Origin of the sequence: Nocardia sp. NPDC057663, assembly GCF_042799895.1 — a bacterium.
In the GTDB taxonomy this organism is placed as follows: domain Bacteria; phylum Actinomycetota; class Actinomycetes; order Mycobacteriales; family Mycobacteriaceae; genus Nocardia.
In genome coordinates, this window is sequence record NZ_JBHVHX010000003.1 from 575,138 (window position 1) to 589,506 (window position 14,369).

Here is a 14,369-nt window from a genome sequence, read left to right on the forward strand (position 1 = left end):
CGGTCACGGGCGTGCGGCGGCGGTCAACTGCGCGTGCAGATGACCCGCGACCGCGTCCAGCGTCGGGTTCTCGTAGAGATCGTCGGGTGACAGATCGACACCGAACCGTTCCTCCACCTCGATGAGCAGCGCGACCGCCAGCGCGGAATCGACACCGAGACGGTCGAAGTCGGCGAGCGGGTCGATCGAGGCCGCCGGTATCTCGAGCAGCTGCCCGAGATACTCCTGGCACCACGTGACGATGGCTTCTCTACTGGTGTCCACGACAGCTCCTCATGCGCGTTTGGCGGCCAGCCGGTCGGCGGAGGGGATCTTGAGATCCCAGGCCAGACCGAAGGTTTCGAGCGTCCAGATCAGCCAGTAGCCGGGATCGAGCCGGTACCAGTGCAATCCGAACGACGGTGACTCGGGAAAGGCGTGATGGTTGTTGTGCCAGGACTCGCCGAGCGTGATCAGCGCGAACACGCCACCGTTGCGGCTGTTCTCCCTGGACCGGTACGGGCGGGTGCCGACCCTGTGCAGGAACGAGTTGATCGCCCAGACGATGTGCTCGAGCAGGAAGATCCGCACGAACCCACCCCACAGCAGCCCGCTGACGGCGCCGGTCCAGCTCAGGGTGAGCAGCCCACCCAGCACGGTGGGAATCAGCAGGCCCAGGCCCACCCACCAGTAGTAGAGCCGGGCGACCCGCATCAGCGAACGATCCTTGATCAGGTCGGGCGCGTAGTGGACGACATTCGGGTATTCGTGCCGGCGCATCCACAGGAAATGCGAATGCGCCAGTCCGCGCAGCAGTCCGCGCACGCCGTCACCGGAAAGGTTGGGGGAGTGCGGATCTCCCGCCCGGTCGCTGTACTCGTGATGCCGCCGATGCAATGCCACCCACGACACCACCGGGCCCTGACCGGCCATCGACCCCAGCACCGCCAGCACGGCGGCGACCGCGGTGGTGGTGTGGAAGGTGCGGTGGGTGAACAGCCGGTGATAGCCCACCGTGATGCCGAGTCCGGTCGCCAGCCACATGCCGGACAGCAGCGCGAACTCGACGACACCGAACGGCCGCACGAACAGGAACCCCAGCGCGGCAACGGTTCCGGCGATCGGCGTGACATCGAACAGCAGGAAGTGCCTGCGCTGCAGCCGGTGGATGTAGGGGTTGCTGATCGTCTTCTTCCGCGGCACGGTGTCGTCTCGCGTCATCTCACCCTCGTCAGCTCGGAATTCGCCAGCCGGACAGTCGGACCGTAGCAACGCGCGAAGCCCACGGCGTGGGCTCGCCGTGGGCTTCGATCGTGGGATCGGACTTGTGTATGGCGGTGTCAGCGCGCGCCCGCGCGCAACACCACCTTGCCGTTGCGACCGGGGGTTTCCGACAGGACGGCCGCGGCGGCGGCGCCGTCGAGCGGGAACTCCGCCTGCACCTCCAGGCGGAGAGTGCCGTCGGCGGCGCGGCCGACGAGCTCGTGCACCAGGCGGACGTAGTCGGTGTGCTCGATCTCGGCGCCGCGCTGCTGCCCCCAGAAGCCTTTGACCACAGCTTGTTTGAAGATGACGGCGCCGGTGTCGATGATCAGCGGCTGACCCGACAGTGCGCCGAAGGAGACCAGTTCGCCGCGCGGGGCGAGCAGCGACATCAGGGCGCCTGCGGCCTGCCCGCTGACCTGGTCGACGGCCCGCACGATCGGCTCGCCATTGGTGACCGAGGCCGCCCGTGCCGCCCAGCCGTCGACCTCGGTGTCGATCACCGGTCCGTAGCCGAACTGCTCCAGCGCCCGCACCGATCCGGGCCCGCGCACCAAGCTCAGCACTCGCACACCCCGCTGCTGCGCGAACAGATTCACCAGGCGGCCGACCGCGCCGTTGGCGGCGTTCACCGTGATCCACTGTCCCGGCTGCACCCGCAGATCGTCGAGCAGCATCAGCGAGCTCAGCGGCATGGCCAGCAGCTGGCAGGCGGTCTCGTCGGACACCGCCGGCGGCATCGGGACCACCTGATCGGCGCGGGCGAGGAAGAAATCCGCCCACGTCGCGCGGGCGCCCGCGACCGCGACCCGCTGCCCGACCGGGACCCCGGCGCCCGCCCCGACCGCGTCGACGACGCCGACCGCCTCGGTGCCGGGGATCGCCGGGAGCGGCGGCCGGTAGCCGTAGACGCCACGGACGATGGCGAGGTCGTGGTTGTGGATCGGTGACAGCGTCATCGCGATCCGCACCTCACCCGGCCCCGGTTCGGGCGGCGGCACCTGCTGCGCGGTGAGCACGTCCTTCGGTTCGCCGAACCGGTCGATGACAACTGCCTGCATGTCCGCCTCCGTGGTGGTTGCGAGTCCTGCACGAGCCTGTTCCCATTGTGGCACTGCGGGCGAGCCGGGCCGGTCAGGCCAGGGGCGTCTCGTGGACCGTGCGCCAGCGCAGCTCGTCGGGGCTGTCGGTGACGAGGACGGCGGTGACCCGGCGGGCGGTGGCGGTGTCGCCGACGAGGTGGCGTTCGAGGAAGCGGATCACCACCGTGGTGCCGTCGTCGAGGAGGGTGCAGGCCTCGGTGATCTCGATCGTGAGACCGGGTCGCGCGTTGCGGGCCGCGCGCAGGCCGGTCAGCAGGCTGTCCCTGGCGACGACCTCGCCCGTGGTGGTGACCATGGTGAACGCCTCGTGCTGGGCGGCGGCGAAGCGGTCGAAGACCTCGGCGGGGGCGGCCGTGCCCAGCCACCGTGCCAGGTCGGCGTGCAGGGTTTCGACGGCGGACAGCACTGCGGGCCGGAGCGGGGTGGGGTGAGACACGCCCGAAGTCTAGGTGGGTCGGCGCTGTGGCAGCCCGTGGACGGGATGTCAATACGCCGCAGGGTTGATGGGTGCGGACGAGGGTGTGGTCCGGAAATAGCCCGCGCGATGGACGAGGCGGACCTGCCGGAAGGCCTACGCTCACCCCATGGCAGAGGCACTCGGAACGCGTTCGCCCGCAGCAGCTTCCGGTCGGCGGATCGCCGAGGTCGACATCCTGCGCGGGTTCGCCCTGTTCGGGATCCTGATCACCAACGCGATCGTGGCCACCACCCTGTGGTCGGTGGTCGGGACCAAGGACAAACCGGTGTCGCTGTTCGACGGCACCGTCGATCAGCTGGTGCGCGCCACCGTCGACGGGCTGTTCACCGGCCGGTTCTATCTGCTGTTCGCGTTCCTGTTCGGCTACTCGTTCACCCTCCAGATCGCGGCCGCCGAACGGGCGGGCGCCGCACCGGCCCGGCGGCTGCTGCGCCGCTGCGCCGCGCTGATGGCGATCGGGCTCGTGCACGTGTATCTGCTGTGGATCGGCGACATCCTCACCCTGTACGCGTTCCTGTGCCTGCACCTGATCCTGCTGCGCAAGCTGCGGCCGCGCACCGCGGTGATCACCGCGGTCGTGCTGTACGTGGTGTGGTCGGCGTGGAGCTTCCTGCCGGGGGAGACGAGCATTCTGGCGCTGGGCGAGTTCCTGGATCTGCCGGCACTGTCCGCCGACTACACGGGCAGCTTCGCGAGCACGTTCGCGGCGCAGACGGCCACCGCGCCGGTGTTCCTGCTGCTGATCTGGTTCGGTCAGGGCGTCCCCAGTCTGGCCATGTTCCTGCTCGGCATGGCGGCGGGCAAGCGGAACCTGTTCGAAGATCCGGACACCCTGCGCCGCTGGTCCACCCGCGCGATGCAGATCGGCTTCGGTCTCGGCCTGCCGGTCTCCGCGCTGACCTTCGCCGGTGTCATGAACTGGTGGAACCCGCCCGCCCTGGTCCACGGCCTGCAGTACCTCGTCGGCCCGGCGATGACCTTCGCCTACGTCGCCGTCGTCGTCCGGCTCGCCCAGTCGGCCCGCACCGGCCGGTACGCCGCCCTGCTCGCGCCGGCGGGCCGGATGGCGGCCTCGAACTACATCGGCCAGTCGATCGTGCTCATGGTCGTCTACACCGGGTACGGGTTCGCCCTGGCCGACAAGGTCCCGCCGCTCGGTGTCGTCGTCATCGGGCTGGTCACCTTCGCCGTCCAGCTCGCGGTCAGCGCGTGGTGGCTGCGTGGGCACCAGTACGGCCCGGTGGAGTGGGTGCTGCGCGCGGCGACCTACCTGCAGGTCCCGGCGTGGCGGCGGCCTGCTGAATCAGTCGCGGCACCGTCTCCTTGAGCAACGCTGCCGCGCATCGCCGGAGTGGGAAACAGACTGCCAGGCATCAGCTGTGAGACGCAGCGTGTTCGGCCGGGCGGTGGAATTCGGCGCGCCAGCGCTGGCGGCCGGGCGCGTCCGGGCGGGGGAGGCGCTCGATGCGGACCGGGGTGAGGGTGGGGGCGGCGAAGGCGTCGATGTCGGCGGCGGTGAGCGGCCAGGGCGGGCCGGGAGCCGGGGCGGTGGCGATGTCGGCGATGACCAGGAGGGTGGCGTCGGGAGCGAGGAGGTCCTGGATGCTCGTGATGACGGATCGGCGGACCTCGGGTGGCAGCGATTGGACCGTGATCGACTCGATCACCAGATCGAACGCGCCGAGCCAGGCGGCGGGCGGGTGCAGCAGGTCGGCGACCGTGTAGGTGACCGGAGACTGTGGGAAGCGGGCCCGGGCGCCGCGGATCGCGGTGGGGGAGATGTCGAAGGCGGTGGTTCGAATGCCCTGGGCGGCAATGAATTCGGCGTCGGTGCCGTATCCGCAGCCGATGACGAGGCCGCGGGCGCCCTGGCGGATCGAGCCGGCGGTCAGCCAGTCGACCAGGAGCGGATTCGGTTCGGCGCGGTCCCACGGAACGACCGTGCCGCCCGCCGCGGCCTCGGCGTAGAGCGGTTCGAACCATCCGGTCGGATCGTTCGCCGCCAAGGCCTGGGCGGCGAGACGACGATCGGCGGACGGCTGCGCGTCGGTCATGACTTCAGTCTCCACCACCGCGCTGCCGAGCGCCGCACGCCATACCGTGAGCTATGGCAGCCGCATCGGCTGATTCAGGGAATCAGCACGACTTTTCCTGTGGTGGAGCGATTTTCGAGGGATTCGTGGGCCAGCGCGGCCTCGGCGAGGGGGAACTCGGTGATCGCGGGGGTGAGCAGGCCCTCGGCCGCCGCGGTCAGCGCACGCCGGGACAGGGTGAGCAGATCACCGCCCGCGCGGTCGATCATCGGCGGACCGAGCACCGAGCGCGAGGTGATGCCGCGGGACGCGAGCGCGGCCGGATCGACGACGGTCGGTGTGCCCGCGGACCAGCCGAAGATCAGATGCGTGCCGCCGCGGCCGAGCAGGTCGACCGCGGCGGACCCGACCGCCCCACCGACACCGTCGAACACCTGGGTCGCTGCCCGGCCGCCGAGCTGGGCGCGCACCTTCTCCGGCCAGTCGTCGGCGGTGTAGTCGATCGCGATGTCGGCGCCGTTCGCCGCCACTGTGCGCACCTTCTCCGGACCGCCTGCCAAGCCGACCACGGTCGCTCCCGCCGCGCGGGCGCTCTGCACCAGGAGGGTCCCGATGCCGCCGGCCGCCGCGGTGACCACGGCGACGCTGTCCGCGTCGAGATCGGTGAACAGCAGGATGCCCAGGGTGGTGCGGCCGGTCCCGAGCATCGCGACCGCGGTAGCGGCCGACACGCCGTCCGGGATCGTGAGCAGCCGGTCGGCGTCGGCCGTCGCGAATTCCGCGTAGCCGCCGGGCGCGGCGCCCAGATGGGTGACCACCGGGGTGCCGAGCAGTCCGGGGTCGACACCCTCGCCCACCCGATCGATCGTCCCGGCCACCTCGCGGCCCGGCACCGTCGGCAGCGTGGGGACGGGGAACGGCCCGGGTTCGCCGCGACGCAGTGCCGTGTCGACCAGATGGCCACCGCTCGCCGCCACCGCGATACGCACCTGGCCGGGCGCTGGTTGCGGATCGGGAACGGACTCGTAGCGGAGATTGGTGGCCGGACCGAATTCGTGCAGTCGGATTGCGTGCATGGGACCACTGTTCAACCTGAACAATGGTCGAGGTCAAGTCAGCTGCCCGGCTTGACCTCGAGCGGTCAATCCTGGCGCGGTAGCGCGGTGGCGCGGCGTTCGGCGCGGGCGGCGAAACCGTCGCACAGTGCGTCCAGGCCGAGGAACAGCAGGTCCTCGGAGGTGAGTTCACTCACGCCGGCGCCGTTCAGCTCCGCCAGGGCGGGCGGCACGGGGAACGACGGCTTGCCGTCGAGGAGGTCACGCAAGCCGTTCGCGTCGTCGGTCGCCGTGCGCTTCTCCGCCAGCAGCGCGCCGCCGACCACCGGCAGGCTCGCGCCGGAGATGTAGTTCCAGACCGTGAACGCCATGGTGGTGGCCTCGCGGGCCGAGACGTCGAGCGCACGCAGGCCCTCGACCAGCCAGGCCAGGCTGGTCAGACCCTGCGGGCCGAAGCTGTAGCGGGGGACGGCGAAGGTGAGCAGCACCCAGGGATGCTGCTGGTAGAGCTCCCAATCGATCTCCGCGGCGATGCGGACCCGGTCGCGCCAGGTCCAGCCCTGTCCCGCCGGGTCCGGGTACGGATGGCGGGCGCCGATCTCGTCGGTCATGGCCGCGATCAACTCGTCCTTGTTCGCGACGTGCCGGTACAGCGACATGGTGCCGACTTCGAGCCGTTCGGCGATGCGGCGCATCGACACCGCGTCCAATCCGTCGGCGTCGGCGAGGGTGATCGCGGCGTCGACGATCGCGGTGCGAGTGAGTTTCGCATCAGTCATCCCATGACTCACTTTCGATTCTGCCTTTGCGTGCGTACACTGTACCCGTTCCCCGCGTACGGTGTACGCAAACCCCGGAAGGATGTCGGAATGACGAAGCTGGAACCGGCGGTGCCCACCGCAGTCGCCGGTGGACGCCGCGCATGGCTCGGATTGGGCGTGCTGCTGCTGCCGGTGCTGCTGGTGTCGATGGACATCTCGGTGCTGTTCCTCGCCATGCCGACCCTCACGGCCGACCTGGACCCCAGCGCCTCCCAGCAGCTCTGGATCCTCGACATCTACGGCTTCATGCTGGCGGGCCTGCTCATCACCATGGGCAACCTCGGTGACCGGATCGGCAGGCGCAATATCCTGCTCGTCGGCGCCACCATCTTCGGCCTCGCCTCCGTGCTCGCCGCGTTCGCGCCCACCGCCGCGATCCTCATCGCCGCGCGCGTGCTGATGGGCATCGGCGGCGCGACCCTGCTGCCGTCGAGCCTCGCGCTGATCTCGAGCCTGTTCCCCGACGCCCGCGAGCGCGCGACCGCGATCGGCGTCTGGACCGCGTTCTTCGCCGGTGGCTCGGCCGTCGGACCGATCATCGGCGGGCTGCTGCTGCACCACTTCTGGTGGGGCTCGGTGTTCCTGATCAACATCCCGGTGCTGGCGATCCTGCTGGTCTTCGGGCCGATGCTGCTGCCCGAGCACCGGTCGGCCGCGCTCGGCCCGCTCGACCTGCCCAGCGTCGCGCTGTCGATCGGCGGCATCCTGCCGGTGGTCTACGGGATCAAGCACATCGCCGCCGAGGGCTTCGACCTCACCTCGCTGGTGATCGCCGCGATCGGTGTCGTCGTGCTGGTGGCGTTCGTGCGCAGGCAGCGTCACCTGGCCGAGCCGCTGCTCGACATCAGCCTGTTCACCCGGCCGCTGTTCCGGGTGGCGATCGGGGCGAGCCTGGTCGGCATGATGTCGCTGGCCGCGCTGAGCTACCTGACCAGCATCTACCTGCAGTCGGTGACCGGCCGCGATCCCTTGCAGGCCGCACTGCTCGGCATCCCGATGGCCGTCGCGGTGTTCGTGTTCTCGATGAGTGGCGCGCGGGTCGGGCGCAGGCTCGGCGTGCGAGCGACATTCACGCTCGCCCTGGTGATGTCGGCGGTCGGCAATCTGATGCTGCTCGGCCTCGGTGTCGACGGCGGGCTGGTCTGGTACATCCTGGGTTCGATGATCGCCGGTATCGGCTACGGCATCTCGTTCACGCTCGTGTCGGATGTGGCCGTGTCGGCCGTCCCCGCCGAGCGGGCGGGCTCGGCGGTCGGGATCTCCGAGACCAGCTTCGAACTGGGCAATGCGCTCGGTCTGGCGCTGCTGGGTTCGGTCGCGGCGCTCGTCTTCCGTTCCGGCGGCGACTTCGGCGACACCCTGGGCGAGACCCTGGCGCAGGCGAACGGTGACACCGGCCTGATCGATGCCGCGCGCGAGTCCTTCGTCAGCGGTATGCATGTCGCGACCGCGGGCGGCGCGTTGCTGCTGATCGCGATGGCGGTGCCGGCCTGGCGCTCGGCGCGCAACACCCGCTGAGCGACGACCCGCCGGTCGCCTCACCGGGCGGATGTCCAGGTCCGTTGCATAGGATCGGCGGATGGGAAACGAGGGTGCGGCGGGCCTGGCGACATTGCTCGCGCTGGCCGATTCGCGCCTGCCGATCGGCGGGCACGTGCACTCCGGCGGTGTCGAGGAAGCGGTGTCGTCGGGATTGGTGCGCGACACCGCGAGTGTCGAGCTGTACCTGCGCCGGCGGATCGCGACCTCCGGGCTCGTCGCGGCCTCGCTCGCTGCCGCGGTGTGCGGCGCGACGCTGACCCCGGAACGCGCCGAACTCGAAGCCGACGCCCGCACCCCGTCGCCTGCCGCCCGCGCTGCCTCGCGCGCCCAGGGCCGTGGTCTGCTGCGGCTGGCCAAACAATTGTGGCCGCACCATGATTGGGCTCCCGCCGGGGTCCGGCCGCATCTGTCGACGGTGTTCGGCATGGTCGGCGCCGCCTGCGCGGCCCGCCCCGAACAGCTCGCCGGTGTGGTCGTCTACACGACGCTCACCGGCGCCGCCACCGCTGCCCAGCGACTGCTCGCCCTCGATCCCGCCGACATCGCCGCGGGCACGATGCGGCTCGCGCCGCTGTGCGACCGGATCGCCGCCGAAGCCGCCACCGGTCCGGCCGCGCTGTCGGATCCGGTGCAGGACGCGCTGGCCGAACGTCATCTGCACCGTGACATGCCGTTGTTCGCCTCCTAGCCGCACCGAATCCCGTCCCCACGAGAAGGAGTTCCCATGCCTCCCCATCTGATCGATGGCGAACCGCACGAGCACAGCCACGACCGCCCCAAGCGCCACCGCGCGCCGGGCGAGGCGCTGCGCATCGGCATCGGCGGCCCGGTCGGCTCCGGCAAGACCGCGCTGGTCGCCGCCCTGTGCAGGCAGCTGCGCGCGGAACTGTCGCTGGCCGTGCTGACCAACGACATCTACACCACCGAGGACGCGGACTTCCTGCGCAGGCACGCCGTGCTGCCCGACGAGCGGATCACTGCCGTGCAGACCGGCGGCTGCCCGCACACCGCCATCCGCGACGACATCACCGCCAACCTCGACGCCATCGACGACCTGGTGGCGGCCAACCCGCCGCTGGATCTGATCCTGGTGGAATCCGGCGGCGACAACCTCACCGCGACGTTCTCCTCCGGCCTGATCGACGTGCAGATCTTCGTCGTCGACGTGGCAGGTGGCGACAAGGTGCCGCGCAAGGGCGGCCCCGGCGTCACCTTCTCCGACCTGCTGGTGGTGAACAAGACCGACCTGGCTCCGCTGGTGGGCGCCGATCTGGGCGTGATGGAACGCGACGCGGCCACGGTGCGCGAGGGCCGTCCCACCGCCCTGGTGTCGCTGACCGACGACCCGGCCGCCACCCCGGTGCTGGCCTGGGTGCGCGAACAGCTGCGGGTCGTCGCCGAGCAGGACGCGGCCACCGGCGTTGCGCACTGAGCTGAGCATCGTCGCCGCACCGGGCCGGCTGCCCCGCATCGACGCGGTCGGCGGCCTGGCCGCGCGGTACACCGGTGCCGACACCGTGCATCTGATCGGTACGGCGGCGACCCCGCTCGGCGGGGACGAACTCGATATCAGCGTCGTGGTGCTGCCCGGCGCGCGGCTGGTCGTCCGGTCGGTGGCGGCGACGATCGCGCTGCCGAGCACCCGCACCCCGCTGTCGGTGGCGCACTGGCGCTTCGAGATCGGGGCGGGCGCCGAACTGGATGTCGACCCGGAGCCGACGATCGTGGCGGGCGGCGCGCACCATCACACGGTGACCACGGTCCAGCTGGCGCCCGATGCCCGGCTACGACTGCGCGAGCGCGTGCAGGTGGGGCGCAGCGGGGAAGACAACGGCGGATGGCGCGGTGACCTGGTGGCCGACCTCGGTGCGATTCCGTTGCTGCGGCACCGCCTCGAGCTCGGGGCGGGGGCGTCCACCGACGACCGGCTGCGTGCGCCGCGCGCGCTCGACAGCGAACTGGTCTATCCGGACGATCGAGCCGCCTGGGCGGGAAGTATCGACGCGGTTCGGTTGCCGCTGGCCGCCGGTGGTTCACTCGCGACCCACACGAGTACTCGTCTGAGTGCCGGTGTGCCGGTCACGGCGGCCGTCGGATAGCGCACGAGACAACAGTGGGAGCCGGACGGATATCCGGCTCCCACTGCTGTTTGCCCGAGGATCAGGCGCTGACCAACTCCGCTTCGTCGGCGATCGAATCCGGCGTCCCCGCTCGCGGCGGAGCGAGGAAACCGTTCGCCGCACCTACCACCGCGCCGATTCCGGCGCCGACGAGCGTGAACGGCACCGACACTGCCGAGTAGGCGGCCATCCCGCCCAGGATCGGGCCTGCGACCAGGCCGATCGGCAAGAAGACGATACCGGTGACGAGGCCGGCCACCGCGCCTGCCGTGCTCGCCCCCATGGCGAAGGGCGTAGCCACCATCGACCCGACCGCCGCGCCGCGCGCGGCGGTGCCGAGGGTCGACGAGGCGATCCGGTCCGAACGGCTGCGCTCGAGCCCGACCGAGTCGAGGAACGTCGCGAGATTGGCCTCGGCGTTGGCCGCCGTGTCGTTGATCTGGATCGACGTGTCGACCGGAACGAAGTCCGGTACCGGAACCAGCTGGTCACCGAAGCGGAACTGTCCCGGCGGCGGCAGGATCGGCGGCACCGGCGCGACCGGGGTCGGCGTGTGCAGCGTGCCCACCGGAGACAGGTAATCCGTTTCCGGGCCCGTCCGCGACCACTGCAGCGAGCTGCGCGTGTTCTCCGGCATCTGCTGGCCCACATACGGAGTGGCGTTGGGCGCCACCACGTCGAACTCCGGCCCGGCCGGGTGTTCGGGCTGGGTCACCGCCGCCTGCGCGGGATCGGCATTCGCGGTGCCCGTGCCGATCAGGGCCATGACCAGGGGGACCGCTCCCGCCGCGACGACCGAACCCACCTTCTGTCGCTGCGGGCTCGGCGCCCTGTGTTTCCCCGTCGCCATAGATCACCTTTCATCCTGGGGATTGGTCACACATATGACCTCCGGCATTCGGACCGATCCCGGACCCGGATGGGTCCGAAACGACGGCTGGCCGGAATGCCGGTGTGCGGAACGGGAACCGGAACGACGAAGGCCGGGCGGTTCAAAGAACCGCCCGGCCTTCCATAGGCGTGAATCAGCTGACTTCGCGCTCCTCGCGCACCCGCGCCGGCTTGCTGCTGTTGACGCGGGGCGCGCCGAGCGCGGCGGCGAGTTCGTCGGCGTCGGCCTTGTCGGACTGGACCTCCTCGATCGCCAGCCGGGCGAAGACCCACTGCTCGGTGGCGGCCATCTGACCGCGGTTGCGGCCGAGGAACGAGACGAACCAGCCGATCACGGTGACGATCCGGCTGCGGTAGCCCACCAGGTAGTAGAGGTGCAGCGCCAGCCAGGCCAGCCAGGCCAGGAACCCACTGAACTCGATCTTGCCGATCTGGCAGACGGCGTCGAAGCGCGAGATCGTCGCCATCGAGCCCTTGTTGAAGTACTTGAACGGCTGCCGCTGCTCCGGGGTCTGTCCCTTGAGACCGGACTTGATGGCCTTGGCCGCATACGTCGAACCCTGGATCGCGCCCTGCGCCTGACCCGGCACACCCGGCACCGACATGAGGTCGCCGACCACGAAGACGTTCGGATGGCCCTTGACGGTGAGGTCCGGTTCCACGATCACGCGACCGGCCCGGTCGACCTCGGTGCCGTCGGAACGCTCGGCGATCATCTTGCCCAGCGGGCTGGCCTGCACACCGGCCGACCACACCTTGCAGGTGGCTTCGATCCGCCGGGTGCTGCCGTCGGCGTCCTTGACGACGACACCGTGCGCGTCGACATCGGTCACCATGGCGTTGAGCTGGATCTCCACGCCCATCTTCTCCAGCCGCTTGGCGGCCTTGGCGCCCAGCTTGGGACCCATCGGGCCGAGGACGGCGCCCGCGCCCTCGAGCAGGATGACGCGCGCGTCGCGCGGGTCGATGGTGCGGAAGGTGCCGTCGAGCGTGCGGTCGGCGAGCTCGGCGATCTGGCCCGCGAGCTCGACACCGGTGGGGCCCGCGCCGACGACGATGAACGTCATCAGCCGGTCGCGCTCTTCCTGGGTGGTCGCCAGCTCGGCCTGCTCGAACGAGCCGAGGATGCGCGCGCGCAGTTCGAGCGCGTCGTCGATGGTCTTCATGCCGGGCGCGAAGGTGGCGAAGTGGTCGTTGCCGAAGTACGACTGCTGCGCGCCGGTGGCGACGATGAGGCTGTCGAAGGGGGTGACGGTGTCGCGGTTGAGTAATCGCGAGGTGACCGTGTTGTTGACCAGGTCGATATCGTGGACGTCACCGAGCAGCACCTGCGCGTTCTTCTGCTTGCGCAGCACCAGGCGGGTGGCGGGGGCGATCTCGCCGGTCGAGAGGATGCCGGTGGCCACCTGGTACAGCAGCGGCTGGAACAGGTGGGTGGAGGTCTTGGAGATCAGGGTGATGTCGACATCGGCCTTGCGCAGGTGCCTGGTGCCGAACAAACCGCCGAACCCGGAACCGATCACCACCACACGGTGTCGCTGGTTCCCGACAGACTGAGTGCTCATCGTCCTGCTCCTCGACAGACGGGGTGGGCCCCGCAATGGTGGTGACGGGGTTAACCGTAGTCGGCTCCGGATGCGACGTCGCCACGAGATCCCGGTTCCGATCTTGCTGTGGTGCGTTCATTCACCGGGTGCCGGACGCCGCGGTGAGATCCACCGTGGCGCCCGGACCGGCTGACAAGATCGAGAATACGGGACCGGGAGGGTCAGCGACCGGCAAGCAGAAGCTCGGCCACCTTGGTATCCGTCTCGGCGCCCTCGGTGTAGCCGCCCTCGGCGCCGAGCGCGTTCATGATGGCGAGCGTGTAGCGCTCACCGTTGCCCGCGACGCCGACCGAGTTGACCACCCAGCCGTCGGCCTCGGCCGACCAGCCGTTCTTCAGGCCGGGACGCATCCGCGAGCCCGCGCCCCACACGCCCCAGTGCTGGTTGGAGTCGACCGTACGCATCCGGTCCAGCAGGTAGGCCAGGTCGTCGGGGTGCATGGTGTCGAGGATGGTGTTCATCAGCCGGTCGAGGTCGGCGGCGGTGCACTTCTGGAACGACCAGTCGGGGAACATCGCCGACATGGTCGGCTGCGGGATCAGGCTGACCATGCCGTACGCGCGGAACGCGTTGTTGTAGGCCATCCGGTCGAAGCCGATGAACTTGTTCCACAGCACGTTGGTGGCGGCATCGTTGGAGGTGGCCAGCATCGCCTCGATGTTGGTGCGGTCCTCGGGAGCCAGGCCGATGGCGCCGACCCTGGCCCGGTTGAGCAGGTCGGCGGCGATCGCGAGCTTGATCGTGGACGCGGTCCACACCTGGTTCTCGGCGTGCTCGCTGGCGTAGATCCCGCCGGTCTGGCGGTCGCGCAGGACGTAGCCGGCGACGCCGGGGCGGCCGGCGAGGTAGGCGTTCACTCGCGCGATCCGCGAACTCATGTCGTTGTCGAAGCCCGGTAGCGATACCTGGGTCAACGCGGGCGGCGCGGCTTGAGCCGGAGCCGTCAGCACCGGGACGCCCGGAGTGAGGACGGCTGCGGCGGCGAGGAGACAGGCGGTTGCTGCGACCCGGGATACGACGCGGGTGGAGGGGGAACGGTCACGCACGAGGGACCACATTCGCACACCCGGCGCCCGAGCGCACTATTTGCGGAGAAATCCGCCGAGTTGTTACAGCGCCGTTGCGCCGCACCGGTTTTCCGCTCAGTGATGGGCGGCGTGCGGTGTCGCGATGGTGCAGCCGTTGAGCCGGTGGCAGTGTTCGAACGCTTCGCCGTGCTGATCGAGCGGCCAGGAGTGCAGCACCTGGTCCGGCCCGTAGCGCCGGGAATTGATCAGCTCCCAGCGGGCGCCTGCGCGCCGGACGATGAAACCGCCACCGGGAACCAGGGGAATCACCTGCGCGATCATGAACCGGACCAGCCTTTCGCCTGCGGCCGAACTGTCCCACCCGAAGAACAACGATCCCACGGCCGGTTTCCCCGGTAGCGTAGGCGCGGCCGGTAACGCGTTGCGGTGTGGCCTATTTCACTTGCCCT

16 protein-coding genes are annotated in these 14,369 nt (G+C 70.1%); 5 read left to right on the forward strand and 11 right to left on the reverse strand.

Features of this window, described 5'->3' with window-relative positions; genetic code table 11:
- Nucleotides 1-3 precede the first annotated feature (3 nt).
- From ACFVAV_RS10655 to ACFVAV_RS10670, 4 genes are all read right to left on the reverse strand, one after another.
- The gene (locus ACFVAV_RS10655; RefSeq protein WP_379033187.1) at nucleotides 4-264 is read right to left on the reverse strand and encodes an acyl carrier protein; all 261 of its coding nucleotides are present in this window, start codon (nucleotides 262-264) and stop codon (nucleotides 4-6) included.
- 9 nt (nucleotides 265-273) lie between these two features.
- Entirely contained in the window at nucleotides 274-1,200 is a 927-nt protein-coding gene (locus ACFVAV_RS10660) for an acyl-CoA desaturase (RefSeq protein ID WP_379033190.1), read from the reverse strand.
- 119 nt (nucleotides 1,201-1,319) lie between these two features.
- Nucleotides 1,320-2,303 carry a zinc-binding dehydrogenase gene (locus tag ACFVAV_RS10665; RefSeq protein WP_379033193.1) on the reverse strand — a complete coding sequence of 328 codons (984 nt, stop codon included), beginning with the start codon at nucleotides 2,301-2,303 and terminating at the stop codon, nucleotides 1,320-1,322.
- 73 nt (nucleotides 2,304-2,376) lie between these two features.
- A complete protein-coding gene (locus ACFVAV_RS10670; protein ID WP_379033196.1) occupies nucleotides 2,377-2,781 on the reverse strand; it encodes a hypothetical protein in 405 nt (134 codons plus the stop codon).
- Between the two features lie 148 nt (nucleotides 2,782-2,929).
- Here ACFVAV_RS10670 and ACFVAV_RS10675 point away from each other — a divergent pair, with 148 nt between their 5' ends.
- Nucleotides 2,930-4,150, forward strand: a complete 1,221-nt coding sequence (locus ACFVAV_RS10675) for a DUF418 domain-containing protein (RefSeq protein WP_379033199.1) — start codon at nucleotides 2,930-2,932, stop codon at nucleotides 4,148-4,150.
- Nucleotides 4,151-4,196: 46 nt separating this feature from the next.
- Here the strand turns inward: ACFVAV_RS10675 and ACFVAV_RS10680 are convergent, their stop codons facing one another.
- The 3 genes from ACFVAV_RS10680 to ACFVAV_RS10690 form a co-directional block, all read right to left on the reverse strand.
- Complete coding sequence (locus ACFVAV_RS10680; RefSeq protein WP_379033202.1) at nucleotides 4,197-4,877, reverse strand: class I SAM-dependent methyltransferase; 681 nt, start codon at nucleotides 4,875-4,877, stop codon at nucleotides 4,197-4,199.
- 74 nt (nucleotides 4,878-4,951) lie between these two features.
- On the reverse strand, nucleotides 4,952-5,932 hold the full coding sequence (locus ACFVAV_RS10685) for a zinc-binding dehydrogenase (RefSeq protein ID WP_379033205.1): 981 nt from the start codon (nucleotides 5,930-5,932) through the stop codon (nucleotides 4,952-4,954).
- A 65-nt stretch (nucleotides 5,933-5,997) separates the two neighbouring features.
- Entirely contained in the window at nucleotides 5,998-6,690 is a 693-nt protein-coding gene (locus ACFVAV_RS10690; RefSeq protein WP_379033208.1) for a TetR/AcrR family transcriptional regulator, read from the reverse strand.
- A 90-nt stretch (nucleotides 6,691-6,780) separates the two neighbouring features.
- On the opposite strand from ACFVAV_RS10690, the gene ACFVAV_RS10695 reads away from it, so the two are divergent.
- From ACFVAV_RS10695 to ACFVAV_RS10710, 4 genes are all read left to right on the forward strand, one after another.
- Nucleotides 6,781-8,250, forward strand: coding sequence for an MFS transporter (locus tag ACFVAV_RS10695; RefSeq protein WP_379033211.1), 1,470 nt, complete (start codon nucleotides 6,781-6,783; stop codon nucleotides 8,248-8,250).
- Between the two features lie 61 nt (nucleotides 8,251-8,311).
- On the forward strand, nucleotides 8,312-8,962 hold the full coding sequence (locus tag ACFVAV_RS10700) for an urease accessory protein UreF (RefSeq protein WP_379033214.1): 651 nt from the start codon (nucleotides 8,312-8,314) through the stop codon (nucleotides 8,960-8,962).
- A 36-nt stretch (nucleotides 8,963-8,998) separates the two neighbouring features.
- A complete protein-coding gene (gene ureG, locus ACFVAV_RS10705; protein WP_379033217.1) occupies nucleotides 8,999-9,706 on the forward strand; it encodes an urease accessory protein UreG in 708 nt (235 codons plus the stop codon).
- Entirely contained in the window at nucleotides 9,696-10,373 is a 678-nt protein-coding gene (locus ACFVAV_RS10710; RefSeq protein ID WP_379033220.1) for an urease accessory protein UreD, read from the forward strand. Before ureG ends, ACFVAV_RS10710 begins: the two co-directional genes overlap by 11 nt.
- Before the next feature lie 61 nt (nucleotides 10,374-10,434).
- On the opposite strand, the gene ACFVAV_RS10715 is transcribed toward ACFVAV_RS10710, so the two are convergent.
- The 4 genes from ACFVAV_RS10715 to ACFVAV_RS10730 all read right to left on the reverse strand — a co-directional run bounded on the left by ACFVAV_RS10715 (nucleotide 10,435) and on the right by ACFVAV_RS10730 (nucleotide 14,301).
- On the reverse strand, nucleotides 10,435-11,244 hold the full coding sequence (locus ACFVAV_RS10715; RefSeq protein WP_379033222.1) for a hypothetical protein: 810 nt from the start codon (nucleotides 11,242-11,244) through the stop codon (nucleotides 10,435-10,437).
- 175 nt (nucleotides 11,245-11,419) lie between these two features.
- Nucleotides 11,420-12,850: an NAD(P)/FAD-dependent oxidoreductase gene (locus ACFVAV_RS10720; protein ID WP_379033225.1), complete on the reverse strand. Its 1,431-nt coding sequence runs from the start codon at nucleotides 12,848-12,850 to the stop codon at nucleotides 11,420-11,422.
- A gap of 203 nt (nucleotides 12,851-13,053) precedes the next feature.
- Complete coding sequence (locus ACFVAV_RS10725) at nucleotides 13,054-13,950, reverse strand: tat pathway signal sequence (RefSeq protein ID WP_379033228.1); 897 nt, start codon at nucleotides 13,948-13,950, stop codon at nucleotides 13,054-13,056.
- Between the two features lie 84 nt (nucleotides 13,951-14,034).
- On the reverse strand, nucleotides 14,035-14,301 hold the full coding sequence (locus tag ACFVAV_RS10730) for a hypothetical protein (protein ID WP_379033231.1): 267 nt from the start codon (nucleotides 14,299-14,301) through the stop codon (nucleotides 14,035-14,037).
- Nucleotides 14,302-14,369 lie beyond the last annotated feature (68 nt).